Raw genomic sequence first — 25,705 nt, forward strand, 5'->3', positions numbered from 1 at the left:
GCGGACTCTGCTAGAATCGGCAACTATTTCGTCTATCGTCAGCGCTAACATAGCAATATTGCTGCACAACAAGGAATGCAAATGAAGAAACTGCTCCCCCTTCTTATCGGACTGAGCCTGGGTGGCTTCAGTGCCATGAGTCAAGCAGAAAACCTGTTGCAGGTTTACAAACAGGCGCGGGAAAGTAACCCTGATCTGCGTAAAACGGCTGCTGACCGTGATGCGGCGTTCGAAAAGATCAGCGAGGCACGCAGCCCGCTGCTGCCACAGCTTGGATTATCTGCCGGTTACAGCCATAGCAACGGTTTCCGTGATGCAAACGGCGTCAACAGCAATGCCACCAGCGGTTCCTTGGCGCTGACACAGACCATTTTTGATATGTCCAAATGGCGTGCGCTGACGCTGCAGGAAAAAACCGCCGGTATTTCGGATGTCACTTTCCAAACCGCGTCTCAGAAGTTAATCCTTGATACTGCTACCGCCTATTTCAACGTGCTGCAGGCGATTGATTCGCTGTCTTACGTTCAGGCCAACAAACTGGCGGTTTATCGTACTCTGGATCAGACCACCCAGCGCTTTAACGTGGGCCTGGTGGCAATTACCGACGTGCAGAACGCCCGTTCCAACTACGATACCGTGCTGGCCAATGAAGTGACCGCACGTAACAATCTGGATAACGCAGTTGAAAGCCTGCGCCAGATCACCGGTACTTTCTACCCGGAACTGGCTTCGCTCAATACTGACAAATTCAGCACTCAACGCCCGGATGCGGTGAACAACCTGCTGAAAGAAGCTGAGAAGCGCAACCTGAGCCTGCTTTCGGCTCGTTTAAGTCAGGATCTGGCCCGCGAGCAGATCAAATCGGCAGAAACCGGCTATATGCCAACCGTCGATGTGTCTGCATCTACCGGTATTACCAATACCAGAAATAGCGGTTCCAACAACCCTTCACCTAACAGTGATAATGGTCAAAATCAGGTCGGCGTCAGCTTGAACCTGCCACTGTATAACGGCGGTGTGACTAACTCTCGGGTGCAACAGGCGCAGTACAACTTTGTTGGTGCCAGTGAGCAGTTGGAAAGCGCACACCGCAGCGTAGTGCAAACCGTGCGTTCTTCTTTCAACAACGTCTCTGCCTCTGTCAGCAGCATCAACGCTTACAAACAGGCGGTGATCTCTGCCCAGAGTTCACTGGACGCGACCGAAGCCGGTTATGAGGTGGGCACACGTACCATCGTCGACGTGCTGAATGCTACCACCACGCTGTATAACGCCAAGCAGCAGCTTTCCAGCGCGCGTTATTCCTATCTGATCAATCAGTTGAACATCAAGTCGGCACTCGGTACGCTGAATGAAAACGATCTGATGATGATGAATGGCGTGTTGGGTAAACCTACCTCGACCTCCCCGGACGTCGTAGCACCCGAAACCGCGGCAAAGCCCGCAAGCGGCAATATGACGCGTAACTGATCGTTGTCACCACAACGGGGCTTGGCAATGCGCCGGGCCCCGTTTTTTATTATCTATAGGCCAAGCTGCTCTATTTGAGCGGTATCATGATCTCAACATGGCATTGGTCCGATGCCTCACTCCACACTTTATAACGCTCCAACGTGGGTAAGTGGCTCTGCGTATATCCGGCAGGTAACCCCTGCTCTTTGAGCATTTCCCACGTTTTTCTCAACGAACCATCAGAGATTTTGCCTTTTACTTCAATCAGTAAAAAATTGGTCGCCGGGTATTCATAGCACGCAAAACCCTCAAGACTGACGTTTTCAACACCCGCCAGGGAGTCGTTACCCCCACCAGAATCAAAACCAAAACACAGCCCAATATCACAGACCTTGCCAGATAATGCTTCCAACTGTTGTTTGCTGCCGTCTGACTTGATGACCTGCCAAATACCACCGCCATGGGGGGTTACCTTGCGGATACCGGTGATGCTAAATGCCTCTCTGTGAACCTGATGATATTCCATATCGTCCCCTCGTTTTTGTGCCATCTAATGACTGAGTTGTAACACCCCGCGCGCGGCATCCAACATCGCTTTCTGCCCGGTGCGGGTTTTGCTCATGCAATCATGCATCCCTACCACCATCGGGATCCCCATCGCTTTCGCCAGAATGGCGGAATGTGATAACGCATTGCCACCACTCAGGCAAATACCCAGCACCATCCGCCGATCGAGCATCACCACATCCGAAGGCATCAGCTCATCCATCACCAGAATGGATGGCGCGCTGAGAGCGATCGGCGGGATTGGTTGCTGCTGTAAGTGGCTCAGCGTGCGGCGCAATATGTCGCGTACATCTTGCTCACGCGCCCGCAGATACTCATCCTCCAGTGCCCGGTATCCAGCCGCCACCTGATCCAGTTCCTGTTGCCACGCCTGTTCGGCACTGCAGCGCTCTTGGGCGATACGGGTATAGGCAGCCTGTTGCAGATCAGGATCGTCCAGCAACATGCAGTGTGCTCCGAATATGGCCGCCTGCGGTTTACCCACCAACGTAGCGGTGCGATCCGCCAGCTTGTTAAGATCGCTCAACGTATGCTGCAAGGCGATGCGCAACCGCTGCTGCTCATGCAGTGCATCGTCTGACGCCGCCAGCCGCACGCTCATCTGCGGCCAAAAGCTGAAAGCCTGCCAGATCGGACCGCTGCTGACGCTATCTTCTACCGGTATACCGTGCAACGAAGGCTGCTGCGGTTCAGAAACCGTCTCGCCAAAGTGCTGCTCTGCCAATGCCTTGAAAGCGGCCAGTGCGGCATCCGCCTGCGGGCCGTTGGCGATCAGGCGGATGGTATCACCCTGATGGATTTGCAACAGTGCTAGCTGATTCAGGCTCAGGGGGCTGGCGCATTGGCCGTGTTTTTCCAATACCAGTTCCGCGTCAAAGGGGGCTAGCACCTCCGCCAAACGCGCCGCTGGGCGGGCGTGCAGGCCATGTGGGTTGCGTATCTTCCAGCTCAGGCTTTTACCCTCTTTCAATGGCAAATCCACCGGGGTACTGGCGGGCTTGCCCTCGCCGAGTTGTACCTGTTTAGCCAGCAGTGCGCCCTGCGCTTCTGCCAATACCTGTTCCAAGCCACCACCGGAATTGGCCGCGACGACCGCCGCCAGGGTGCCTTCCACCAACGGTGCAGAACACAACACCACCTTGGCGGCCAGTTCCGGATCCAGCAGATCAAGCGCCGTTTCCGCACTCAACAACGCGCTGCCAAGATCCATCAGCACCAGGATCCCATCCCCCTCTGATACCGACTCGATCGCTGCCATGACTTTGATCGCATCCGTACCGATCGGGTGATCGGCATCGTCGATCCCCGCAGCCAGTGCCAGTTTGCAGCCGTCGCCACGCATCATCTGCCGGGCAAGTTCCTCTACGCCACGCGCCAGTTGAGCACTGTGTGAAACAATAACGATATTGATCATCCGGCCTCCTCCACTACCGTAGCCAGCGCTTTTATCATCAGCATGACCGAGGTCGCCCCCGGATCCTGGTGACCGATACTGCGCTCGCCCAAGTAGCTGGCCCGCCCTTTACGCGCTTGCATCGGGATCGTGGCCTGCACCGCTTGTTCAGCGCACATGGCGGCCTGCTGCAGTGCCTGCGTTATACCAAGCTGTTGCTGCACCGATTGGCCGAAACTATCCACCACCGGCCACCAGACATCACACAAGGTTTTATCCCCCGGTTCCGCCTTGCCACGCATCGCCACGCCCTCAACGCCTTGCTGGATCATCTGCTGCAACTCCGCCAGATCCAGACTTTGCCTGGCATTGGCTGCCTGTGCCGCGCGGATAAAGAAAGTGCCGAACAGTGGGCCACTGGCACCGCCGACGCTGGAAAGCAGCGTCATACCGGTGAACTTCAGAATGGAGCCGATATCTTGGTCCGCCACTGAAGGCAGCTTTTCTACCACTTTGTTAAAACCACGGCTCATGTTCAGGCCGTGGTCACCATCGCCAATGTCGGTATCCAACTGGGTTAAAAAATCACGCTCGCGGGTAAAAACCTCAGCGCAACGCAGCAACCAGCCCACGACCTGTTGTTTGCTTAACGTCATGTTTCCTCCTCAACCCCAGCGCAGCGCAGGGGTTTTCACTGGCGCATCCCACAGCGATAGCAACTCGTCATCCACGTGCAGCAAGGTAATGGAAACCCCCTGCATATCCAGCGAAGTGCAGTATGAACCCACCAGATTACGTTCGATGATGATCCCGGCCTCCGCGCAGCGCTCGGCCAGGCGGTGGTAAACGCCATACAATTCAGAAAGGGGTGTAGCCCCCAGATTATTGACCAGCGCAATGACCCGATCGCCCCGAGCCAGAGCCCGCTTGCTCTGGCTTTCATCACGCCACTCCCCATGTGTGCGATCCCAAACGCGGATCTGGCGCTGATAGGGGCCGTGTTCAATCAGGGTATGGAACATGTCATCTATGGCCTGGTTAAGGGTGGTAAAGGGCCGCCGTTCGATGCCCGGTTCACCATGGATCCCCACACCGAACTCCATTTCGTTATCCGCCAGAATAAACGATGGCCTGCCAGCAGCCGGAACGGTACAGGCACCGAGCGCGATACCGATCGAATGCCCCTGATTGTTGATTCTGTGGCCCATCGCCACCAAGGCATCCAAATCGTCGCCCCGTGCCGCCGCTGCGCCAAGCAACTTCTCCATCAGCACCGTGTTAGCCACGCCGCGCCGCCCGGCGGTAAACAGGCTATCTTTGACCGCCACGTCGTCATCCACCAGCACGGTAGCCACCGCCGTGCCGCTGTCGTGCAGCAATTCGGTCGCCGTCTCAAAATTCATTACATCGCCGGTATAATTCTTGATGATCAGCAAGACGCCAGCACCACCGTCGATAGCCTGAGCGCAGGCGTACATTTTATCCGGCGTCGGTGAAGTAAAAATCTCCCCTGGGCAAGCGCCATCCAGCATCCCTTCCCCGACAAAGCCACAGTGCATCGGCTCGTGCCCGCTACCGCCGCCGGACAAAATCGCCACCTTACCGGGAACTGGCCCCGTAGCCCGTGTGACAAACAGAGGGTCTTGATGTACCAGCAGTTCCGGATGGGCTTCCGCCATTCCCAGTAATTGTTCATCCAATACCGACTCAAGACTATTGATCAGTTTCTTCACGATTCACTCCTCTGTTGGAAATGCCGATACGCCGAGCGCCCGTTAGCGGGCTGGAGAAGATTTAAGCATCACAGGCTGCATGATGTTGTATAACCGCTCTCATATAAAGCTTTCTCCCGCCGTAAAGCGAACTGGCGCACATCGCAACGTATAACTGCGTAAAGAGTGGATTCTGTGGGCATTTTCGCTTTAATTGTGACCATCTTTCCCCTATCCTTACGGCCTACTACTGGGTAAGGGCGAATACAGCCCAAATGATGGGATTACTAACGATGAAACGGACAAAAAACATCAACCGAGATACATTCCGCAAATCCTGGCGTGTTGCGCCCGTGGCTTTGGCGATCAGCGCAGTCTTTATGCTGGCCGGCTGCGAACAAGCGGATGAAACGGTTTCTCTGTATCAGAATGCCGACGACTGTTCGCGCGCCAACCCTTCGATGAGCGAGCAATGCACCACCGCGTACAACAACGCGATGAAAGAAGCAGAGAAAACCGCGCCGAAGTATGCCACCCGTGAAGATTGCGTAGCCGAATTCGGCGAAACGCAATGTGCGCAAACTCAGGCTCCTGCGCAGGCAGGTATGGCCGCAGAGTCACAAAGCAGCGGCAGCATGTGGATGCCACTGATGGCGGGCTACATGATGGGCCGTATGATGGGCGGTTCGGGTTTTGCCCAGCAGCCGCTGTTCACCTCTAAAAACGGTGCCAGCCCGGCAAACGGCAAGTTCGTTGATGCCACCGGCAAGAGCTATGGCCCGGCAACCGCAGGTGGCCGTACCATGACCGTGCCAAAAACCGCCATGGCCCCTAAACCGGCAGTGACCAAAACCATCACCCGTGGTGGCTTCGGTGAAAGCGTCGCTAAACAGACCAGCATGCAGCGCAGCAGCGCCACCTCCAGTTCCAGCTCGCGCAGCATGGGCGGTTAAGGCATGAAACGCGTTGCGATTACCGAGCGCCCGGACTGGCGCGAAAAAGCCACTGAATTTGGTTTCCAGTTCCACACCATGTACGGCGAGCCGTACTGGTGTGAAGACGCCTATTACCAGTTCACCCTGGCACAGATCGAAGAGATCGAAAACGCCACCGCAGAATTGCATCAAATGTGCCTGAAAGCGGTGAAGAGAGTGGTCAACAGCGACGAGTTGATGACCAAGTTCTGTATTCCAAAGCATACCTGGGAGTTCGTTCGCAGTTCCTGGCGCACCAATCAGCCTTCGCTGTATTCGCGTCTCGATCTGGCTTACGACGGTGTGAATCCACCCAAGTTGCTGGAGAACAACGCCGATACGCCCACATCGCTATATGAAGCGGCCTTTTTCCAATGGCTGTGGCTGGAAGATCAGATCAACGCCGGCAAGCTGGATCCTGAGTCCGATCAGTACAACAGCCTGCAAGAAAAACTGATCGAACGCTTTGCCGATCTGCAAGCCAATCACGGTTTTAACCTGCTGCATCTGGCCTGCTGCCAGGACAGCGAAGAAGATCGCGGTACGGTGCAATATCTGCAAGATTGTGCGCTGGAAGCAGGTCTGCCGACCGAATTCCTGTTTATGGAAGAGATCGGCCTTGGGGAAAGAGGCCAGTTTACCGATCTGCAAAACCAGGTTATCGGTAACCTGTTCAAGCTTTACCCGTGGGAATTCATGCTGCGCGAGAATTTTTCCACCAAGCTGGAAGACGCTGGCGTGCGCTGGCTGGAACCGGCCTGGAAGAGCATTATCTCCAACAAGGCGCTGTTGCCGCTGCTGTGGGAAATGTTCCCCAACCATCCCAACCTGTTACCGGCTTACTTTGCGCAAGACGATCATCCGCAGATGGATCACTACGTCACCAAACCGCTGTTCTCACGCGAAGGGGCGAATATCCAGATCGTACAGAACGGCCAGGAAGTGGCGCGTGTTGAAGGGCCATATGGCGAAGAAGGCATGATTGTGCAGCAGTTCCATCCGTTGCCGCAGTTTGAAGGCAGCTATACGCTGATTGGTAGCTGGCTGGTTAACGATCAGCCTTGTGGCATCGGCCTGCGGGAAGATCGCGAGTTGATCACTCAGGATCTGTCACGCTTCTATCCGCATATTATTCTTGGCTGATAGCCCGTTGTAATAGATTGGGCGTAGCGCTCGGTTACGCCCAATCACATTATCCTACCTGCACCGACAGCATGCTCAACGCGCCCATTTCGATGCCATCGACCGGAATTGAGATCGGTTCTTTACCGTCCCAGCCGCCCAGCACATACAGCAACGGCAGGTAATGTTCCGGCGTCGGGTTCGACAGCGCTGCACCTTCATGCTGCATAAAGTTCACCAGTGGATGATTCTCACCCTGATAATTCAGGTTATCGCGCACATACTGGTTGAATGATTCTGCCCATGGGTACGGGCTGGCATTCCCCTGCCATTTCACCATCCGCAGGTTATGCACCACGTTGCCGCTGGCAACGATCATAATGCCTTGATCGCGCAGCGCCGCCAGCTTACGCCCAAGTTCATAGTGATATTGCGCAGGCTGAGTGCCATCAATGCTGAGCTGCACCACCGGGATATCTGCTTTCGGGTACATTTTGATCAGTACGCCCCAAGTGCCGTGATCCAATCCCCATTCACCAGTATCCGCCCCCACCTCGGTCGGAGCCAGCAAGGTTTGCAATTGAGTCGCCAGTTCAGGTGAGCCCGGAGCCGGATACTGGGTATCAAACAATGCCTGAGGAAAACCACCAAAATCATGGATGGTTTTTGGATGATCCATCGCCGTCACAGCGGTGCCCCGGGTATACCAGTGGGCAGAAACGGCAACGATCGCTTTCGGACGCGGTAACTGTTCACCCAACGCACGCCATGCCTGGGTGTAACGGTTCTCTTCCAGCACGTTCATCGGGCTACCGTGGCCAAGAAACAGTGCAGGCATACGAGAGGTGGTCATAAGTTATCCTTTGGTTAGCGTAATAGGCTTTCTGCCGACTACATTACGCTCTTTGCTTTATGGAGACAGCCGGATAACCGTGATGATGATCTTCAATAAATTTGAACGGCTATATCAATGGAAGCAATCAGCCAAATCCGCTCGATTTATGCCTTTACTCTGTTAGTATCGGAACATAAACAATAATCATTAGCGTGAAGGAACATATCTTGTCAGTACCGCTGATTCTGACCCTGCTGGCCGGTGGCGCAACCTTTGTCGGTGCCCTGTTCGGCATTATTGGCCAGAAGCCATCCAACCGCCTGCTGGCGTTTTCCCTCGGTTTTGCCGCCGGGATTATGCTGCTGATCTCCCTGATGGAAATGCTGCCTGCCGCATTGCATACCCCAGGGATGTCACCGATGCTCGGCTACGGCATGTTCATGCTCGGGCTGCTGGGCTATTTTGCGCTCGATCGCATGCTGCCACACCAGCATCCGCAGGATCTGATGCAAAAACCGATTAAGCCGCACAACCTGAAGCGTACGGCGATGCTGTTAACGCTGGGTATCAGCCTGCACAACTTCCCTGAGGGTATCGCCACCTTTGTGACGGCCAGTGCCGATCTGGAACTGGGCATGGGGATTGCTTTAGCCGTAGCGATCCACAATATTCCTGAAGGGCTGGCGGTCGCCGGGCCGGTGTATGCGGCAACCGGTTCCAAAACCAAGGCGCTGCTGTGGTCGGGGATCTCCGGTTTGGCTGAAATTCTGGGGGGCGTGATGGCCTTCCTGTTGCTGGGCCCGATGATCTCACCAGTAGTGATGGCGTCAATTATGGCGGCGGTCGCAGGGATTATGGTGGCGTTGTCGGTAGATGAGCTAATGCCGCTGGCGAAAGAGATCGATCCACACAATAACCCAAGTTATGGCGTGTTATGTGGTATGGCAGTGATGGGTTTCAGCCTGTCGCTGCTGCAAAGCGGCGGGATTGGCTAAGCTATTTAGACGTAAAAAAGCCGCTGATAAAGCGGCTTTTTTATATCAATCAAGGTATTAACTGGCTTTTTTTTCCTGCGCCTGGCGGTAGGCCACCAGATCTTCAATCGTCAGCACAGTCATATCATGTTGTTTGGCAAACGCGATCACTTCCGGCGCATGGGCCATGCTGCCATCATCGTTGGTCAGTTCACACAGCACACCGGCAGGTTTGAAACCGGCCATAGAGACCAGATCGATCGTCGCTTCGGTGTGACCACGGCGGCTCAGTACGCCACCCGGCTGGGCACGCAGTGGGAACACGTGGCCTGGGCGGCTCAAATCGCTCGGCTTGGCATGGTCGGCAATCGCGGCACGAATGGTGGTCAGGCGATCGGTTGCCGATACGCCAGTGGTTACGCCCTGCGCAGCTTCGATGGTCACGGTGAACGCCGTCTGGAACTGGCTGGAGTTGTTGGTGACCATCATCGGCAGCTCGAGCTGCTGGCGGCGATCTTCGGTGATACACAGGCACACAATACCGCTGCCGTGGCGAATGGTCAGCGCCATCTGCTCAACGGTCATGGTTTCTGCGGCGAAGATCATATCACCTTCGTTTTCACGGTTTTCATCATCAAGCACCATCACACCGCGCCCATTGCGCAGTGCATCGAGCGCGTGTTCAACGCGTTCTAACGGCGTGCCGAAATCTGAAAGTAGAGTCTGATTCATGGTAAAAAACCTCATTAAAATTATGGATTACCAGAACCAGGGCTAGCTTGAGGAGTGGCTATAACCATAGCCGAAAAAATAACGCAAGCGGGCATAAGCCCGACAGGTGTCGTTACTCTCTCCCATCCGGACTATAACCGTCGGCCCCGGAATTACACCGGATCTGCTGACCTCTAACCTCCCCCAAGAGAGAAGCTGAGCGCTCGCGGGCTTTCACCGTAGAAGGTGATTTACCGCCGGTGGGGACTTTCACCCCGCCCTGAGAATAAGCCCTTCGACTATAACGCCATCACCTTCGTCTTTCAAGCCATGGCATCAGATGACGAGTATTGGTTTATCCGGCGGGCAACTCGCATTACACTAAGCATCAGCCACTCAATATCAGAAAGGGAAATGCCATGATTGACCCGAAAAAAATTGAACAGATCGCACGCCAGGTACAAGAATCTCTGCCTAAAGGCGTACGGGAATTCGGGGAAGACGTTGAGAAAAAGGTTCGCCAAGTGTTGCAATCGCAGCTGACCCGTTTGGATCTGGTTAACCGCGAAGAGTTCGACGTGCAGACCCAGGTACTGCTGCGCACCCGTGAGAAACTGGCATTGCTGGAGCAGCGTTTGGCCGAGTTGGAAGGCAAGCTGAATGCCGCGCCAGCCACCAAACCCGCAGACGAATAAGATTGACGAGGGCGCGGTTGCGCGCCCTTATTGCTTCCTGACAACCACCTGCGGCTTGCGCGGCAATACCAGCCAGATCAGCGCCAGCATCACCAACGCATACAGGCTTTTCCAGCCGATAATCACCAGCAGCAACAGACACAGTATTGAACCAATCACCGCCATCAGCCGCGAACGGCCCTGCAAGATCCGGCAACCTGCCAGCATACACAGCAGATAAATCAGCACGAAAATCCCATTGGCATACACCAACAGCGTATCGAGCGGCAGATTCAGGGTATAGATCAGCAGGGTGAAGATCAGGCAACAACCGACTACGGCGCTCAAGGCATTCACCGGCACCCGGCCTGCGGAAAGTTTGGCCAACGCGCCTGATGGCCTGGTCTGCGCCTGCGACCACACCAGGCGGGCAAAGCTCTGGGTATAGATATTCACACTGGCAAAACAGGCCAGATAACCGATGATGCAGGCGATCCACAGCGCACCTTCACCAAACAGTTGTACAACCACGCCGGGCAGTGAAGCGGCGGCGGCCCGATCGGCACCGTAGGCATGGAAGTGCAACACCGCCACGGTGCAGCCCCAATAAACGGCACCGGCCACCAGCATGCCAATCAGCAGCGCGCGCGGGAAATCACGCTCAGAGTTGCGGAACTCGGTGGCCAGATGGGCAAAAGCCTCCAGCCCGACGAAGCACCAGAACATCACGGCCAAAGCGTGGAACATATTAGGCGGGGAAATATCGCTGACTAACGGCCAAGGGATCTGCGCAGGCGTAATGCCACCTTTCCACCAGATCGCCACCACCAGCGCGACAACCAGAGTGGCGATCAACGTCTGAATATTGGCGCTGGAACCGGCGCTGCGCGTGCCGAGCAGCCAGATCACCACCAGCGTGGCGATCTGCACCAGCAGCAAACCGTTGGCACTCCAGCCAAACGCGGATTGCCAGAAACCCGCCGCGATTTGCAGTGCGGCAGGCAACCCAACGGGGATCACCGAGAGAAACAGCCAGCCGGTCACTTTAGCCATGCGCGGCCCGAAGGCCATGCCAACAAAGTGCGCCGCACCGCCCGCGCTGGGAAAATGGCGGCCTAACGCTGCAAAAGCGATGGCAATGGGGAACACCAACGCAATCAGTATCGGCCATGCCCACAGGCTATCATTGCCAGCAACCTGCGCCGCCAGTGCCGGAACGGCAAACACGCCCGTCCCCAGCAGCGAAGTGGACAACAGCCCAACGCCCTGCGCCAAACTCAGATCCTGTTTTAATCCACTCACGCTAAGCCTTATTGAGCGTTAATCACGCCCATCCTTGATGGCCTTGATAATGTTGGTTGTCGACAACCCATCTTCAAAGTTCAGCACTTTCACATCACCGCCGTTGGCCCAGACTTCGGCGCTGCCAGCGATGTCCTGCGGCTTATAATCACCGCCTTTTACCAGTAAATCGGGCAGGATGTCGGCGATCAGGCGCTGCGGCGTATCTTCTTCAAACGACACCACCCAGTCGACGGCCCCCAATGCCCCCAGCACGATCATGCGGTTTTCCAACGGGTTGATCGGGCGAGTTTCCCCTTTCAGGCGCTTGGTGGAAGCATCGCTGTTAACCGCCACAATCAGGCGATCGCCCAGCTTGCGGGCATTCGCCAAGTAGGACACGTGGCCGGCATGCAGAATGTCAAAGATGCCGTTGGTCATTACCACTTTCTCGCCGCGTTGCCGAGCCTGCGCCACTACATTTTTCAGTTCAGCTTCGGTCATTACGCCAAAGCCGGTCTCAGCACGGCCGCGAATAGCGTTTTCCAGCTCGATAGGTGAAACGGTCGAGGTTCCCAGCTTGCCCACCACCACGCCTGCGGCAGCGTTAGCCAGGAAACAGGACTCTTCCAGCGAGTTGCCCGCAGCCAGCGCCGCCGCCAGCACGCCAATCACCGTATCACCGGCACCGGTGACATCGAACACTTCCTGCGCCAGAGTCGGCAGATGCAACGGCGCATGGCCTGGCTGCAACAGCGTCATTCCCTGCTCAGAACGGGTGACCAGCAAAGCAGAAAGCGCGTAATCCGCCACCAGCTTCATGCCCCGTTCGACCAGCTCATCGTCATTTTTACAATGACCGACCACCGCTTCGAACTCAGACAGGTTTGGCGTCAGCAGCGTAGCACCGCGGTAACGTTCAAAATCGGTGCCTTTCGGGTCGATCAGCACCGGCACCTTCGCCGCTCGTGCCAAGGCGATCATGCCCTGCACTTTGCTCAGCGCACCTTTGCCGTAGTCCGACAGCACCAGTGCGCCAATCTGCGGCAACGCCTGCTGGATACGTTCCAGCATCGGCTGCGGATCGACGTCGGAGAAGCCTTCTTCGAAATCCAGGCGGATCAACTGCTGATTGCGGGAAAGCACGCGCAGCTTGGTGATGGTCGGATGCGTCGGCACCGTGACAAAATCACAGCGCACGTTGACTTCATTCAGCTTGGCGTTCAGCGCACGCGCCGCATCGTCAATACCGGTCAGCCCCACCAGGCGTGAATTGGCCCCGAGTGACGCGATATTCATTGCGACGTTAGCCGCACCGCCGGGACGCTCTTCGATAGTATCTACCTTGACCACCGGCACCGGCGCTTCCGGTGAAATACGGCTGGTTGGCCCATACCAATAGCGATCCAACATGACGTCACCAACCACCAACACACCGGCGCGGCGAAAATCAGGCAGTGTAACTTTCATCCGATAACTCCAAACAAGTCATAAAAATAAATTCGGCAGATATTACCATAGGAGCCAGTAATACCGATTAACTTAACCATTTCTTCCAACTGGCGCGCACCTGCTCACGTTCAGCAACAAACAGCTGGTTGCTGACCTTGCTGGAGTGCTCTTGCAGTGCCAGATGGTGAATTTCATCACGCATGGTGACGTAAGCCTGGGTCAGCGCCCGCGCTTCTTGCTCCGGCATGATGTCGTAGTTGGCCATCAGCTCAAAGATGCGCACATTATCCGACCAGCGCGTCAGGCGTGGTTCTTCGCTCGCGTAACGTAAGACCAGATATTGGGCGATAAATTCGATATCGGTGATCCCATCTTCGTCCGCTTTGATATCAAACAGATCTCGCTGTTTATTGCCCAAATGGTTGCGCATTTTCTCGCGCATTTCGCGCACTTCCTGCTGCAATTTTTCTGCCTCACGCGCTTTGCACAAGATCTCGTGGCGGATAACGTCAAACTGCCGATGCAACGCCGGATCGCCATACACAATACGTGCGCGCACCAGTGCCTGATGTTCCCAGGTCCAGGCCTCATTGTGCTGATAATCAGCGAAGGCCTCGACGGTGCTGACCAACATCCCGGCGGCACCGGAAGGGCGCAGACGCGCATCCACTTCGTAAAGAATGCCGGAAGAGGTGCGGGTGCTGAACAGGTGCATCACACGCTGGGCCAGACGCAGGTAGAACTGACGGCCATCAATGCTGCGAGCGCCATCGGTCATCACTTCCGGCGGGCAGTCGAGCAGGAACACCAAGTCAAGATCGGAGCTGTAGCCCAGTTCCCATCCCCCCAGTTTACCGTAACCAATCACCGCAAAACCGCGCCCTTCCCGTTCATGCAGATGCGTCGGCTGGCCGTAACGCGCCACCATGTCTTTCCACGCCTGCTGCACCACCGCATCAATCATCGCTTCTGCCAGATAGGTTAAGTGATCGCTCACTTTCATCACCGGCAGCGCTTCGGCGATATCCGCAGCGGCAATACGCAGTTGCTGTGTCTGCTTGAACTGCCGCAGCGCTTCCAACTGCTGTTCTTCGTCGTCTTCCGGCACGCGCAGGCGATATTGGCGCAGTTCACTGCGATAGGCGTCTGGGGCCACCGGTTGATACAGCGTGGCGGTATCCAGCAGTTCATCCAGCAGCAACGGATAGCGCGCCAGTTGGCTGGTGACCATCGGCGAAGCGGCACATAAACGAATCAAATGGCTGAGGGCGGCGTGATATTCCACCAGCAGTTCAAGATAGGTGGTGCGGGTAACAATGCTCAGCAGCAGTTGGGTTAAGCGCACCAACGCGGTGGGCGCATCGTTGCGCGGGCAGACTTCTGCCAGCAAGCGCGGCATCAGTTGATCCAGCACATCGCGGCCACGCGGGCCGATGGTGCGTTTGTCCACGTCGCGGCGGAATTCAGCGATCGTGCGCAGCATCTGGCGGCGGGGTTCTTCGGCCAGATGTGGCGTCAGCGGAGCGAGTTCGTTTTCTTCCAGCTCATCCTGCCACAGGCTGTGATAGTGCTGATAGTTGGGATCTTCGCCTACGTCAGGGCTATCGTCGCCAATCAGGTCATCAAACACGGCGCGCACATTCTGCATATGCGCTTCCAGCGCCGCCATCAGTGACGGCCAGTCCGGCTGATCCATCCCCCAGGCGAGGCGAGCCTGATCCAGCGCATCCTGCGGCAGCGTTTGCGTTTGCTGATCGGCAATGGCCTGCAACAGATTCTCCAGCCGCCGCAGGAACAGATAACTAGCGCTCAGATCCGCCACCTGCTGAGCTGTCAGCAGCCCCAGTTCGCCCACCGCCTGCAACGTGGGCAGCAGTGAACGCCCTTGTAAGCTAGGCTCACGCCCGCCACGAATCAGTTGGAATACCTGAGTGATAAATTCAATTTCCCGAATGCCACCGGCACCCAGTTTGATATTGTCCTTCAGCCCGCGCCGCCGCACTTCACGGGCGATCATGCCTTTCATATTGCGCAGCGACTGGATCACGCTGAAATCAATATAACGGCGGAACACGAAAGGCCGCAGGGTGTTACGCAACTCCTGGCTGTACGGATCTTCATCTCCGCCCATCAGGCGCGCTTTCACCATGGCGTAGCGCTCCCAGTCGCGCCCCTGCTCCTGATAATAATCCTCCAGCGCGGCAAAGCTCATCACCAACGGGCCGCTGTCGCCAAACGGCCGCAGGCGCATGTCAACCCGGTAGACAAAGCCGTCGATAGTTTGCTGATCCAGCGCTTTGATCAGCCGCTGCCCCAAACGGGTAAAGAACTGGGCGTTATCCAGCTCACGCCTGCCGCCCTGCGTCTGGCCGTTTTCCGGGTAGACGAAGATCAGATCGATATCAGAAGAGAAATTCAGTTCACCGCCGCCCAGCTTGCCCATACCCAGGATCAGCAGCGGCTGCGGCACGCCTGCGGCATTACAAGGAGTGCCCCACTCACGGCAACAGGTCTGGTATAGCCAATCACGGGCGCTGACAATCAACGTTTCCGCCAGCGCACTCAGTTGCTGCAAGGTTTGTTCTGTGGTGCAGAGCTGCTGGGCCTGCGCCCAGGCAATCCGCGCCAGGCTCTCACGGCGAAACAGGCGCAGAACCTGCATTAAGTGCGCTTCGTCGCGCACCTCTTCAAGTTCGTCCTGCAACCAGGCCGCATAGTGCTGCCACTCTTCAGGAACCGGAGGCTGTTGGCGCAACCTTGCCAACCATTCGGGGTGGTTGAGCAACATGTCACTGACAAAATCGCTCGACGCCAAAACGCCCTGTTCCGCAGCGCTGAGCAGCATCCCAGCGCCTTGAGTTTCCTGAAATCGCTGCACGATGTTCTGTGCCTGAACCTGTAACGCAGCAGAGAGTGGCAACATAAGTGAGTGACCTATTCTACGGCCTGCAAGCTAGCAGGCCTGCGGTGTGATTAACGAACTGCGCCGTTTAACCAGAATGGCGCATGGGATAAGGCCTGTTTGCGGCTACCTTCATACCAGCCCTGACGGCGTTCCGCGACCGCCAGTTGCAGCTCGCGCCAGCTGTCAATGTACGGCCCGGATTCGCTGTCCGGGTAGGCGCCGGAAAGCAGCATGAAAGCCAGCACCTGACGCGTCAAACGCGGCAACTGTTCCTGATATTCATCTTCATTCAGGGGGCGCGTAAAGGCTTCTTTCAGCTCGGCAGCGCTGCGCCCCAGCATGATATCGCTGAAACGCTTGAATGAACCATCCAGTTTGGCCTGCGCTTTGGCATCGACAAACGGCCGCCATGCGCCGGTCACCAACCATGATGTGAGCGCCAACTTACATTGCAGATACTCTGCGCTGTAGCACAGCACCTGCGGCTCGGTGGTTTTATCTTCCAGCAGCGGCTCAAGCGCCGTCAGGCGGGCGCGCAGATCGGCACTGGCCTTGCGCGGCACCAGGCCACCAAAAATCACCAGCGCCTGACGAATCAAGGCGATCGCTTCCATTACCGAGCGGCGTGCGTGCTTATCGCCACGCAGCCACAGCTCTTCGTGATACTGCCAGTGGCTCAGCGCCAGCTCAAAAGCGGCAACCATGCCTTGTTCAACCGTGGATTTGGCGGCTGGCTTCAGCACTGCCAGCGGACGACGCTCACGCTCGGCATTGCCCTGCGCCAGATGATAACCCCGCGCCGCTTTACTCAGGCTGCCCTGGCGTAACCCCCCCTGTTCCGCCAATACCGTTGCCAAGGCCAGCAGATCGCTGGCTTGACCCTGTTTCAGTTCCAACTCAAGCTCACACAGCGTTTCGCTCAGTTCACCTGCATGAACTTCGCCCTGATCGAGCGCAATCTCAATCTCGCTTTCACCGTAAGTGACCACCCACTTTTCCCGCACAAAGTCGGTACGGAACAGCGGTTGCAGCGCCTTTTGCAATGGGGCCAGCTTGCAGCCTTCCGGCCAGATATCGGCAGGGAATTTTTTCAATGCCAACACTGGCTTGCTGATGGCAACGTTGTATTCTGGCCGCTGATGCAGGCCGCCCACTACCGAACCCGCAGTTTTGATGGTCATTTCATAGCTGTCGTCAAAGCCACGAATACGCAGGCCCATATCGTGGTTGCGCAGGAAGTTATCGGCGGTTTCAAAATAAATATTGATCAGCTTCTGCGGTGCAGAATGCTGATGCGGCCAAGCGGCCAGCCGAGCCGGGAGTATGGCGATCGCTTCAGGGGAAACAATAAACTTCAGTTCTATTTCAACGCTCATAATTCTTCTACACCAATAGGTTAGGCATTCCCGTGGATCTTCACGGCGGCGGAGTCACCGGCCATGAACTGCCCGACAACGCACAATGGCTATTATCTTACCGCGATTCCCCCCGGCTTGACTCTGCCGACTGTAGAAAAAACCTGTTAGGCTATAAAATGCCGCGCAACACAGAGAATCCATGATACTAAGAGTGTTCTTACTTCCGGCTTTAGCGTTGCACCATCAGACTGAACGCTCTACTATCATTCCATTAATTCACCTAGAAACGATTAACTCATGCAGAAATTACGCCTGATTTACCTTGCCGTGCTGAGCTTCAGCATCACTTGGGGCGCACATGCCGAAGATAAGCGCTATATCTCCGATGAATTAAATACTTATGTCCACAGTGGCCCCGGTACGCAATACCGTATTGTTGGCACCTTGAATGCGGGTGAAGAAGTCACGCTGCTGAGCGTGAACGAAAACAATACCTATGGCCAGATCCGTGACTCTAAAGGGCGCACCGTGTGGATCCAACTGGAGCAGTTGAGCCAAACGCCGAGCCTGCGGACTCAGGTGCCGGAACTGGAACAACAGGTGAAAACCCTGACCGACAAGCTGGCCAATATCGATAACAGCTGGAACCAGCGCACCGCCGAAATGCAGCAAAAAGTGGCCGCCAGCGACAGCACCATCAGTGGCTTGCGCCAAGAAAACCAGGATCTGAAAAATCAGTTGGTTGTCGCCCAGAAGAAGGTGAACGCGGTTAATCTGCAACTCGATGACAAACAGCGCACCATTATCCTGCAGTGGTTCCTGTATGGCGGCGGCGTTGCTGGGGCTGGCTTGCTGCTTGGCCTGCTGCTTCCGCGCCTGGTTCCACGCCGTAAAAATAATCGCTGGATGAACTGATCGCGTTGTTAGCCAAATCAGGCGCCTGCGGGCGCCATTTTTATTGGCTTCGGCATCTGACACCCAATTCATGTAAGCTGATCAAACAAGCTATCGAATACATTCAGGAGTTAAACCGTGAAGATTTACCTGGTCGGCGGCGCCGTGCGCGACAATCTGCTCAATATACCGGTGGTCGATCGCGACTGGGTGGTGGTCGGCGCTGAGCCTGCCGATCTGCTGGCGCGCGGCTACCAGCAGGTTGGTAAAGACTTCCCGGTATTTCTCAACCCAGAAACCCATGAAGAGTATGCGCTGGCGCGAACAGAACGCAAATCCGGCCAGGGTTACACCGGGTTTACCTGCTATGCCGCACCGGACGTGACGCTGGAAGAAGATCTGCTGCGGCGCGATCTCACCATCAACGCCATGGCACAAAGTGACGATGGCGAACTGGTCGACCCTTACCACGGCCAGGCCGATCTTGCGGCACGGGTCTTACGCCATGTTTCCGAGGCCTTTGGCGAAGATCCGTTGCGCGTACTGCGTGTGGCGCGTTTCGCCGCCCGTTTTGCCCATCTGGGCTTTACCGTCGCACCAGAAACCGCCGCACTGATGCAGCAGATGGCTGAGAGCGGCGAACTGGTTGCGCTGACGGCAGAACGCGTATGGAAAGAAACCGAGAAAGCGTTACAGAGCCAAAGCCCGCAGGTTTACTTTCAGGTACTGCGCGACTGTGGCGCGCTGAAGGTGTTATTCCCTGAAATCGACGCGCTGTTTGGCGTACCCGCGCCAGAAAAGTGGCACCCGGAGATCGATACCGGAGTGCACACCCTGATGACGCTGGCGATCGCCACGCAGCTCAGCCCTGAAGTAGATATCCGCTTTGCGGCACTGTGCCACGATCTCGGCAAGGGCAAAACGCCACCGGAGCTGTGGCCACATCACTATGGCCACGGGCCAGCCGGGGTCAAACTGGTTGAAGCCCTGTGCAAGCGGCTGCGCGTGCCCAATCCCGTACGCGAACTGGCCAAGCTGGTGGCTGAATACCACGATCTGATCCATACGGTGAATAAACTGCGCCCGGAGACCCTGCTGAAGCTGTTTGATGCCATCGACGTATGGCGTAAACCGCAACGGCTGGAACAGATGATCCTCTCCAGCGAGGCTGATGCCCGTGGCCGCACCGGTTTTGAAAACAACCCCTATCCACAGGGGGATTATCTGCGTGAGGCGTATCAGGTTGCCAACGCCGTGTCGATCAAAGAGGTGGTGGAAAGCGGCCTGCAAGGGTTAGCGATCCGCGATGAGCTTAAACGCCGTCGCCAGCAGGCACTGGCTGAATGGAAGAAAACGCAGGAACCGCAGGCCTAAGCCGGTTGTTCAGCTCCTCTTTCCCACCTTCGGGAAAGAGGAGCTGCCTAGCTTAAAAACCCTCCCGCACCAATGAATCACGGCTGATTTCAGCGATACTTTTCGCCCCGGTCAGCGTCATCGCGACGCACATCTCTTTTTTGATCAGATCGAGCAGGTTTTCCACCCCTGCCTGGCCTGCGGTCGCCAACGCATAGAGATAAGCGCGCCCCAACAGCACGCTATCAGCGCCGAGTGCGATCATCCGCACCACGTCTAACCCACTGCGCACCCCGCTGTCTGCAAGGATGGTGATATCACCCTTTACCGCATCGGCGATCGTCGGCAACGCACGCGCCGAGGAGAGCACGCCATCCAACTGGCGACCACCGTGGTTGGAAACCACAATGCCGTCGGCACCAAAGCGTACCGCATCACGCGCATCGTCAGCGTCGAGAATGCCTTTAATCACCATTGGCCCCTGCCAGAAGTCGCGGATCCACTCCAGGTCACTCCACGAGATCGAAGGATCAAAGTTGGATCCCAGCCAGCCAATGTAGTCTTCTAATCCGGTGGGTTTACCGAGATACGCGGAGATATTCCCCAGATCGTGCGGACGCCCGTTCAAACCAACATCCCATGCCCAAGAGGGATGGGTAACCGCTTGCCAATAGCGCCGCAGTGCGGCATGCGGCCCGCTCATGCCAGAATGCGCATCGCGGTAACGAGCCCCCGGTATAGGCATATCCACGGTGAATACCAAGGTGGTACAACCGGCAGCTTTCGCACGCTCTAAGGCGTTGCGCATAAATCCGCGATCTTTCAGCACATACAGTTGAAACCACATCGGGCGCTTAATGGCTGGCGTCACCTCTTCGATCGGGCATACGGAGACGGTAGAAAGCGTAAAAGGAATGCCTTTCTGCTCTGCGGCCCGCGCGGCCTGCACTTCGCCACGGCGGGCGTACATGCCGCACAGCCCAACCGGGCCCAGAGCGACAGGCATTGATAAGGTTTCGTTAAAGAGTTTGGTTTCCAGGCTGAGCGCCGACATGTTTTTCAGAACACGCTGCCTCAACGCAACCTGCGCCAGGTCTTCTACGTTGCGCCGCAAAGTATGCTCAGCGTAAGCGCCACCATCGATGTAATGAAACAGGAACGGTGGCAGTTTACGTTGTGCCGCAGCGCGGTAGTCGGTGGCTGCTGAGATAATCATGGAACGATCTCCCTTATTACAGTGAATTTTCATCTGGCAGGCGGGTAATGCGCGCCAGCCTAGCCTCATCTTCATGCAGGCTTTTAATGGTGGAGTGAACAAATCCCAGATGGGATTTCGCCGCCTTGCCCGCGCGCTCGGGATCGCCGGCCAAAATAGCCTGTAGCATTTCCTCATGCTGTTCAGTAAGCCGCGTGAAAATGGTCGGCACGGTATACATACGCTGGCGACTATGCATGACGGAGGACTGCATTAAATCGAAAAAACCACGCATGGTTTGCAGTAAAACCACGTTGTGTGAGGCTTCGGCAATCGCCAGGTGGAAACGTACATCCGCCTGCGCCGCCAGGTCAGGGTTATCGCTCTCCTTAAACTCCAGCGTGGCGTCAAAACAAGCCTGCAACTTCTCCTTGTCTGCGGCGGTAGCACGCATCGCCGCGTGCCAGGCGGTGCTGGCCTCAATGGCGTGGCGGGCTTCCAGAATGTCATAGCGATAGTCAGGGTCGTCGGCCACCAAGGTTCTCAGCGGCTCCACGATACTTTGCTCCGACCAAGGGGAAAGCTCGTCATAAAGATAGGTCCCACCGCCGCGTCGGCTGATGAGCACCTTTTCGCTGATCAGCTTTTGGATCGCTTCGCGCAAAGAAGAGCGCGAGACGCCCAACTCGTTGGCCAACTGGCGTTCAGCGGGCAAACGCATGCCCGCCTCCAGTTTACGTTCGTGAATCATCGCCTTAAGGCGCTCAGCCAAGCGATCGGCCAAGCGCGGTGGATGAGACGCGGTCATGGGATCATCCACGTCAGCCAGTAGGCCTGTAGCGTGGTGATCACACCCACCATGCAGGTGAAGATCAGGCTGTGTTTTACCGTAAAGCGGAACAGGTCTGACTCTTTCCCCACCAAGCCAACGGCGGCACAGGCGATGGCGATAGACTGTGGCGAAATCATTTTCCCAGTGACCCCGCCGGTGGTGTTAGCCGCCACCAACAACACATCCGAAACACCAATCTGCTGCGCGGTGGTGGCTTGCAGGGCGGCGAACAGCGCGTTGGACGAGGTATCGGAACCGGTAAGAAACACCCCCAACCAGCCAAGGAACGGCGAGAAAAAGGTGAACGCCTTGCCAGTATGCGCCAATGCCAACGCCAGCGTTGCCGACAGGCCGGAATAGTTAGAAATAAAGGCAAACGCCAGCACCATGCCGATGGAATAGATGGGCAGTGCCAACGATTTTAGCGTTTCGGCAAATGTGGTGACCGCATCTTTGGGCTTCATCCGCAGGTAGATCACCGAAGCGATCGCCGCAACCATAATCGCGGTGCCGGTAGCAGAGAACCAGTCGAGTTTGAACACCGCGGCGTAGGGCGTGATATCCGCCACCACCGGTGGCACTTTCGCCACCAGCTTATCCAGGAATGGCACCGGGAAATTGAGTACCCAATCTTGTAACGCGCCGCCTTTGGCAAATAGCGCTTTAAATGGCGGGATGCTCCACAGGGTGACCGTGGCAGTCAGGAAAATAAACGGCATCCAGGCGCGAATAATCTGCCCTAAGCGATAGTTGTGCTGCACCAATGCTTGATCGGTAACGGGGCTTGCAACGTTCTCAAAGCGGAAGATGCGTTTGGGCTGCCAAACGCGCAGAAACAGCGTCAGGCACACCAGTGAAACCAGCGAGGAGATGATGTCTGGCAGTTCCGGCCCAAGAAAGTTGGAGCTGAGATACTGCGCCAAGGCAAAGCTCCCCCCTGCCACCACCACCGCTGGCCAGGTTTCTTTGATACCACGCCAACCGTCCATAATCGCCATGATCCAGAACAGCACGATGATCGTCAGGAAAGGCAATTGGCGCCCAACCATTTGGCCGATGACGAAGCTATCTATCCCGGTCACCTGACCTGCCACAATAATCGGGATCCCCATCGCGCCGAAAGCCACCGGCGCGGTGTTAACAATCAGACAAAGCCCCGCCGCATACAGCGGATTAAAACCCAGCCCAACCAGCAACGCGGCGGTAATCGCCACCGGCGCGCCAAACCCGGCGGCACCTTCCAGAAATGCGCCAAAACAGAAACCGACGATCAGCATCTGCAAACGTTGATCGGGGGTGATCGAAAGAATGGAAGAGCGAATGATGTCAAACTGCCCGGTCTTGACCGAGATTTTGTAGACAAACACCGCCGCGATAATGATCCACGCAATCGGCCATAGCCCATAGAAAAAGCCATAAACCACCGCAGCGATCGCACGGTCAACGGGCATGCGGTAAAGGAATAGCGCCACCAGCAGGGCAATCCCTACGGTGAATGTTGCAGCAATGTGCCCCTTGAGCTTGAGTTTAATCAGAGCAAAAAAGAAAAACAGGATAGGCAGCGCTGCGATCAGGCTCGACAGCCAGATATTACCAATCGGATCATAAACTTGTTGCCAGACTTGCATGCAGGTATCTCCAGCGATTTTTTCGCACTTATCCCCCGCCCGATTGGTCAGACCAATATAGCGGAGTAATATATTTGATATGCGATAGTTAATTCACTGTTAAAAATATGCAATGACTCTGTTTTTATTTTTGCCATTCTGTGTAGAAGATTCACATTTTTTATTGATTGGTAGGACCAAATGGCAAGAGAGAGGGAGGTATTAATCTGAAAATAGTGGGCAAAGCCCACTATTGAAATGGTGGGTATTACATAAACACCATGTACACCACGGCCGCGACGATAAAGCGATAAATGGCAAACGGCACAAACGAAATGCGCTTGATCAGTTGCAGGAAGGTTTTAATCGCGATCAGCGCGACGACGAAGGCGGTAATAAAACCGACGGCGAACATCGGCAAGTCACCCAGCGTCAGGAAGTGCAGGCTCTTGTACAGATCCAGCGCGCTGGCCCCCATCATCATCGGCACCGCCAGGATAAAGGAAAACTCAGACGCCGCGTAACGGCTCACACCCATCAGCATACCGCCGGAAATAGTGGCTCCTGAACGGGAAAAGCCCGGCCACAGCGCCAAACACTGGAAGCAACCGATGGCAAATGCCTGACGGTAAGTGATGTCATCCAGCCCCACGGCCGGAGGATTCTTCGGCTTCAGCCATTCAGCCACCAGCAGCAGCACACCACCAACAACCAGCGCATACATCACGTTCTTCGGTTCAAACAGCGATTTGATAAAGTCGTGAAACGCCAACCCCATCACCACCGCTGGAATCATCGCCAACAGAATATGGCTCAGCTTTAAGCGGCCCGCCGTTTTACCTTCATGCTCCACCGGCTTACCGCCGAAATGAATGCCGATAAGGCCAAACAGGCGACGCCAGAACACGACAACTACCGCCAGAATCGATCCCAACTGGATGATCACTTCGAAGGTTTTGGCTTTATCGCCGGTAAACCCCAGCCATTCACCGACGATAATCATATGCCCGGTAGAAGAAACTGGCAGGAATTCGGTTAACCCTTCAACCACCCCAAGAACAAACGCTACAAACAGTGAATGCATGTCAGCCATGATCCTGTCTTACCCCATGTCAAGTTTAAGGCTCTATACCCCATCGTTTTCAAATTGCAGCCCATACGCACAGCTAACCGTTGAAAAATATAGGGTATAAACGTAAAAAAGCGGCAGTGCTCAATACATTGCCGCTTCGACCAATATTATCTACCGCTCAGAATAAATTTCTGAGTTGCATCTGGATGACAATCACGCACCACGCGTGCCACGCTCAATGATTACCCCAACCCGGTTGGCCTGTGCAACCGCTCCCGGCTTGCTGACCTTAATACGGACCCACGGAGATTTAAAGCGCTGTAGTAAAATTTCGGATACCTCCTCTGCCACACGCTCCACCAGCGCAAAACGCTTCGGCTGCACATGCTGAATGATCGCATCGCTGATATCCGCATAGCTCAGGCAATGGTTCACATCGTCACTGGCCGCCGCTTGGCGGTTATCCCAAGCCATTTCGATATCGAACACCAGCTTCTGCTGAATGGTTTGTTCCCAGTCATAAACGCCAATGGTGGTGATTACGGTAAGCTCTTCGATAAATACGATATCCATCACGTCATTCTCAGTTTTTGGCCCTGCCGGATACCACTTCCAGCGGAATGTGCGTATTATCCATAGATATTGCGAGTAAAACGACCATTATTAAACGGAACCGCGTTATGAGTGCTACCGCGCTTGGCATGATTATCTTCGCGTATCTGTGTGGCTCAATTTCCAGTGCGATCCTGGTTTGCCGGATCGCCAGGCTGCCGGATCCGCGTGAACATGGATCAGGAAATCCCGGGGCGACCAACGTCCTGCGCATTGGTGGCAAGCTAGCCGCAGCAACCGTGCTGGTGTTTGATATTCTGAAAGGGATGTTGCCGGTCTGGCTGGCTTACGCACTGAATGTTCCACCGCTGTACCTTGGCCTGACGGCGATCGCCGCCTGCCTCGGCCATATTTATCCGGTGTTTTTCCACTTTCGCGGCGGTAAAGGCGTTGCTACCGCGTTCGGTGCCATCGCCCCGATCGGCTGGGATCTCACCGGCCTGATGACCGGCACCTGGCTACTGACGGTGCTGCTGAGTGGTTACTCCTCGCTGGGCGCGATCGTCAGTGCGCTGATCGCACCGTTCTACGTCTGGTGGTTCAAACCCCAGTTTACCTTCCCGGTGGCGATGCTCTCATGCCTGATCCTGATGCGCCATCACGATAACATCCAGCGCCTGTGGCGCGGGCAGGAGGGCAAGATCTGGGGTAAGTTACGCAGGAAGAAACAAGACGCGGCGGAGCAGCAAGATCATAAAGAAGAATAATTAAGGGCCGGAGATTTCCGGCC

The 25,705-nt window shown here is 55.9% G+C and carries 23 protein-coding genes and 1 riboswitch; of the genes, 8 read left to right on the top strand and 15 right to left on the bottom strand.

The window, feature by feature from the left end:
* The first annotated feature begins 81 nt into the window (after positions 1–81).
* Entirely contained in the window at positions 82–1,470 is a 1,389-nt protein-coding gene (gene tolC, locus ACX1CU_RS20395) for an outer membrane channel protein TolC (protein ID WP_459400042.1), read from the top strand.
* A 70-nt stretch (positions 1,471–1,540) separates the two neighbouring features.
* Here tolC and ACX1CU_RS20400 read toward each other — a convergent pair whose 3' ends face one another.
* Genes ACX1CU_RS20400 through dhaK form a run of 4 tightly spaced genes read right to left on the bottom strand, consistent with a single transcriptional unit; the run spans position 1,541 to position 5,145 of the window.
* Positions 1,541–1,978 carry a GyrI-like domain-containing protein gene (locus tag ACX1CU_RS20400; RefSeq protein WP_459400043.1) on the bottom strand — a complete coding sequence of 146 codons (438 nt, stop codon included), beginning with the start codon at positions 1,976–1,978 and terminating at the stop codon, positions 1,541–1,543.
* A gap of 24 nt (positions 1,979–2,002) precedes the next feature.
* A complete protein-coding gene (gene dhaM / locus ACX1CU_RS20405; RefSeq protein ID WP_459400044.1) occupies positions 2,003–3,433 on the bottom strand; it encodes a dihydroxyacetone kinase phosphoryl donor subunit DhaM in 1,431 nt (476 codons plus the stop codon).
* The gene (gene dhaL, locus ACX1CU_RS20410; RefSeq protein ID WP_459400045.1) at positions 3,430–4,068 is read right to left on the bottom strand and encodes a dihydroxyacetone kinase subunit DhaL; all 639 of its coding nucleotides are present in this window, start codon (positions 4,066–4,068) and stop codon (positions 3,430–3,432) included. The genes dhaM and dhaL overlap by 4 nt, the downstream gene beginning before the upstream one ends.
* Positions 4,069–4,077: 9 nt before the next feature.
* On the bottom strand, positions 4,078–5,145 hold the full coding sequence (gene dhaK / locus ACX1CU_RS20415; protein ID WP_459400046.1) for a dihydroxyacetone kinase subunit DhaK: 1,068 nt from the start codon (positions 5,143–5,145) through the stop codon (positions 4,078–4,080).
* 272 nt (positions 5,146–5,417) lie between these two features.
* On the opposite strand from dhaK, the gene ACX1CU_RS20420 reads away from it, so the two are divergent.
* Positions 5,418–6,077 (top strand): DUF1190 family protein, encoded by a 660-nt coding sequence (locus ACX1CU_RS20420; RefSeq protein ID WP_459400047.1) that lies wholly within the window; start codon positions 5,418–5,420, stop codon positions 6,075–6,077.
* Between the two features lie 3 nt (positions 6,078–6,080).
* Positions 6,081–7,241: a glutathionylspermidine synthase family protein gene (locus ACX1CU_RS20425; protein ID WP_459400048.1), complete on the top strand. Its 1,161-nt coding sequence runs from the start codon at positions 6,081–6,083 to the stop codon at positions 7,239–7,241.
* A gap of 49 nt (positions 7,242–7,290) precedes the next feature.
* On the opposite strand, the gene ygiD is transcribed toward ACX1CU_RS20425, so the two are convergent.
* Positions 7,291–8,073 (bottom strand): 4,5-DOPA-extradiol-dioxygenase, encoded by a 783-nt coding sequence (gene ygiD / locus ACX1CU_RS20430; RefSeq protein ID WP_459400049.1) that lies wholly within the window; start codon positions 8,071–8,073, stop codon positions 7,291–7,293.
* Between the two features lie 209 nt (positions 8,074–8,282).
* On the opposite strand from ygiD, the gene zupT reads away from it, so the two are divergent.
* On the top strand, positions 8,283–9,050 hold the full coding sequence (zupT, locus tag ACX1CU_RS20435) for a zinc transporter ZupT (RefSeq protein WP_459400050.1): 768 nt from the start codon (positions 8,283–8,285) through the stop codon (positions 9,048–9,050).
* 57 nt (positions 9,051–9,107) lie between these two features.
* On the opposite strand, the gene ribB is transcribed toward zupT, so the two are convergent.
* Positions 9,108–9,761 (bottom strand): 3,4-dihydroxy-2-butanone-4-phosphate synthase, encoded by a 654-nt coding sequence (ribB, locus tag ACX1CU_RS20440; protein WP_459400051.1) that lies wholly within the window; start codon positions 9,759–9,761, stop codon positions 9,108–9,110.
* 110 nt (positions 9,762–9,871) lie between these two features.
* Positions 9,872–10,032: riboswitch (FMN riboswitch) on the bottom strand.
* Positions 10,033–10,159: 127 nt separating this feature from the next.
* On the opposite strand from ribB, the gene ubiK reads away from it, so the two are divergent.
* Positions 10,160–10,435 (top strand): ubiquinone biosynthesis accessory factor UbiK, encoded by a 276-nt coding sequence (gene ubiK / locus ACX1CU_RS20445; RefSeq protein ID WP_459400052.1) that lies wholly within the window; start codon positions 10,160–10,162, stop codon positions 10,433–10,435.
* Between the two features lie 27 nt (positions 10,436–10,462).
* Here the strand turns inward: ubiK and yjeH are convergent, their stop codons facing one another.
* The 4 genes from yjeH to ACX1CU_RS20465 all read right to left on the bottom strand — a co-directional run bounded on the left by yjeH (position 10,463) and on the right by ACX1CU_RS20465 (position 17,428).
* Entirely contained in the window at positions 10,463–11,716 is a 1,254-nt protein-coding gene (gene yjeH / locus ACX1CU_RS20450; RefSeq protein ID WP_459400053.1) for an L-methionine/branched-chain amino acid transporter, read from the bottom strand.
* 18 nt (positions 11,717–11,734) lie between these two features.
* A complete protein-coding gene (gene hldE, locus ACX1CU_RS20455) occupies positions 11,735–13,165 on the bottom strand; it encodes a bifunctional D-glycero-beta-D-manno-heptose-7-phosphate kinase/D-glycero-beta-D-manno-heptose 1-phosphate adenylyltransferase HldE (protein ID WP_459400054.1) in 1,431 nt (476 codons plus the stop codon).
* A 67-nt stretch (positions 13,166–13,232) separates the two neighbouring features.
* Positions 13,233–16,070 (bottom strand): bifunctional [glutamate--ammonia ligase]-adenylyl-L-tyrosine phosphorylase/[glutamate--ammonia-ligase] adenylyltransferase, encoded by a 2,838-nt coding sequence (gene glnE / locus ACX1CU_RS20460; RefSeq protein ID WP_459400055.1) that lies wholly within the window; start codon positions 16,068–16,070, stop codon positions 13,233–13,235.
* Positions 16,071–16,120: 50 nt separating this feature from the next.
* Entirely contained in the window at positions 16,121–17,428 is a 1,308-nt protein-coding gene (locus tag ACX1CU_RS20465; RefSeq protein WP_459400056.1) for a CYTH domain-containing protein, read from the bottom strand.
* A 279-nt stretch (positions 17,429–17,707) separates the two neighbouring features.
* Between ACX1CU_RS20465 and ACX1CU_RS20470 the strand changes: the two genes are divergently transcribed.
* The gene (locus ACX1CU_RS20470) at positions 17,708–18,325 is read left to right on the top strand and encodes a TIGR04211 family SH3 domain-containing protein (protein ID WP_459400057.1); all 618 of its coding nucleotides are present in this window, start codon (positions 17,708–17,710) and stop codon (positions 18,323–18,325) included.
* A 117-nt stretch (positions 18,326–18,442) separates the two neighbouring features.
* Complete coding sequence (locus ACX1CU_RS20475) at positions 18,443–19,678, top strand: multifunctional CCA addition/repair protein (protein WP_459400058.1); 1,236 nt, start codon at positions 18,443–18,445, stop codon at positions 19,676–19,678.
* A gap of 52 nt (positions 19,679–19,730) precedes the next feature.
* Here ACX1CU_RS20475 and lldD read toward each other — a convergent pair whose 3' ends face one another.
* From lldD to folB, 5 genes are all read right to left on the bottom strand, one after another.
* Positions 19,731–20,873, bottom strand: coding sequence for an FMN-dependent L-lactate dehydrogenase LldD (gene lldD / locus ACX1CU_RS20480; protein WP_459400059.1), 1,143 nt, complete (start codon positions 20,871–20,873; stop codon positions 19,731–19,733).
* A gap of 16 nt (positions 20,874–20,889) precedes the next feature.
* On the bottom strand, positions 20,890–21,660 hold the full coding sequence (gene lldR / locus ACX1CU_RS20485) for a transcriptional regulator LldR (protein WP_459400060.1): 771 nt from the start codon (positions 21,658–21,660) through the stop codon (positions 20,890–20,892).
* A complete protein-coding gene (lldP, locus tag ACX1CU_RS20490; protein ID WP_459400061.1) occupies positions 21,657–23,312 on the bottom strand; it encodes an L-lactate permease in 1,656 nt (551 codons plus the stop codon). Before lldP ends, lldR begins: the two co-directional genes overlap by 4 nt.
* 247 nt (positions 23,313–23,559) lie before the next feature.
* The gene (gene bacA / locus ACX1CU_RS20495; protein WP_459400062.1) at positions 23,560–24,384 is read right to left on the bottom strand and encodes an undecaprenyl-diphosphate phosphatase; all 825 of its coding nucleotides are present in this window, start codon (positions 24,382–24,384) and stop codon (positions 23,560–23,562) included.
* A gap of 192 nt (positions 24,385–24,576) precedes the next feature.
* Positions 24,577–24,936: a bifunctional dihydroneopterin aldolase/7,8-dihydroneopterin epimerase gene (gene folB, locus ACX1CU_RS20500; RefSeq protein WP_459400063.1), complete on the bottom strand. Its 360-nt coding sequence runs from the start codon at positions 24,934–24,936 to the stop codon at positions 24,577–24,579.
* A gap of 107 nt (positions 24,937–25,043) precedes the next feature.
* Between folB and plsY the strand changes: the two genes are divergently transcribed.
* Complete coding sequence (plsY, locus tag ACX1CU_RS20505) at positions 25,044–25,682, top strand: glycerol-3-phosphate 1-O-acyltransferase PlsY (RefSeq protein ID WP_459400064.1); 639 nt, start codon at positions 25,044–25,046, stop codon at positions 25,680–25,682.
* The last annotated feature ends 23 nt before the right edge of the window (positions 25,683–25,705 follow it).

This window comes from Serratia sp. D1N4 (assembly GCF_054552755.1).

Coding starts and splice junctions, on each gene's coding strand:
- ygiD (WP_459400049.1), bottom strand. CDS start 8,073: ATGACCACCTCTCGTATGCCTGCACTGTTTCTTGGCCACGGTAGCCCG.
- lldP (WP_459400061.1), bottom strand. CDS start 23,312: ATGCAAGTCTGGCAACAAGTTTATGATCCGATTGGTAATATCTGGCTG.
- lldD (WP_459400059.1), bottom strand. CDS start 20,873: ATGATTATCTCAGCAGCCACCGACTACCGCGCTGCGGCACAACGTAAA.
- tolC (WP_459400042.1), top strand. CDS start 82: ATGAAGAAACTGCTCCCCCTTCTTATCGGACTGAGCCTGGGTGGCTTC.
- dhaL (WP_459400045.1), bottom strand. CDS start 4,068: ATGACGTTAAGCAAACAACAGGTCGTGGGCTGGTTGCTGCGTTGCGCT.
- ACX1CU_RS20465 (WP_459400056.1), bottom strand. CDS start 17,428: ATGAGCGTTGAAATAGAACTGAAGTTTATTGTTTCCCCTGAAGCGATC.
- hldE (WP_459400054.1), bottom strand. CDS start 13,165: ATGAAAGTTACACTGCCTGATTTTCGCCGCGCCGGTGTGTTGGTGGTT.
- ACX1CU_RS20470 (WP_459400057.1), top strand. CDS start 17,708: ATGCAGAAATTACGCCTGATTTACCTTGCCGTGCTGAGCTTCAGCATC.
- dhaM (WP_459400044.1), bottom strand. CDS start 3,433: ATGATCAATATCGTTATTGTTTCACACAGTGCTCAACTGGCGCGTGGC.
- ubiK (WP_459400052.1), top strand. CDS start 10,160: ATGATTGACCCGAAAAAAATTGAACAGATCGCACGCCAGGTACAAGAA.
- ACX1CU_RS20425 (WP_459400048.1), top strand. CDS start 6,081: ATGAAACGCGTTGCGATTACCGAGCGCCCGGACTGGCGCGAAAAAGCC.
- bacA (WP_459400062.1), bottom strand. CDS start 24,384: ATGGCTGACATGCATTCACTGTTTGTAGCGTTTGTTCTTGGGGTGGTT.
- folB (WP_459400063.1), bottom strand. CDS start 24,936: ATGGATATCGTATTTATCGAAGAGCTTACCGTAATCACCACCATTGGC.
- plsY (WP_459400064.1), top strand. CDS start 25,044: ATGAGTGCTACCGCGCTTGGCATGATTATCTTCGCGTATCTGTGTGGC.
- lldR (WP_459400060.1), bottom strand. CDS start 21,660: ATGACCGCGTCTCATCCACCGCGCTTGGCCGATCGCTTGGCTGAGCGC.
- ACX1CU_RS20400 (WP_459400043.1), bottom strand. CDS start 1,978: ATGGAATATCATCAGGTTCACAGAGAGGCATTTAGCATCACCGGTATC.
- ribB (WP_459400051.1), bottom strand. CDS start 9,761: ATGAATCAGACTCTACTTTCAGATTTCGGCACGCCGTTAGAACGCGTT.
- ACX1CU_RS20420 (WP_459400047.1), top strand. CDS start 5,418: ATGAAACGGACAAAAAACATCAACCGAGATACATTCCGCAAATCCTGG.
- glnE (WP_459400055.1), bottom strand. CDS start 16,070: ATGTTGCCACTCTCTGCTGCGTTACAGGTTCAGGCACAGAACATCGTG.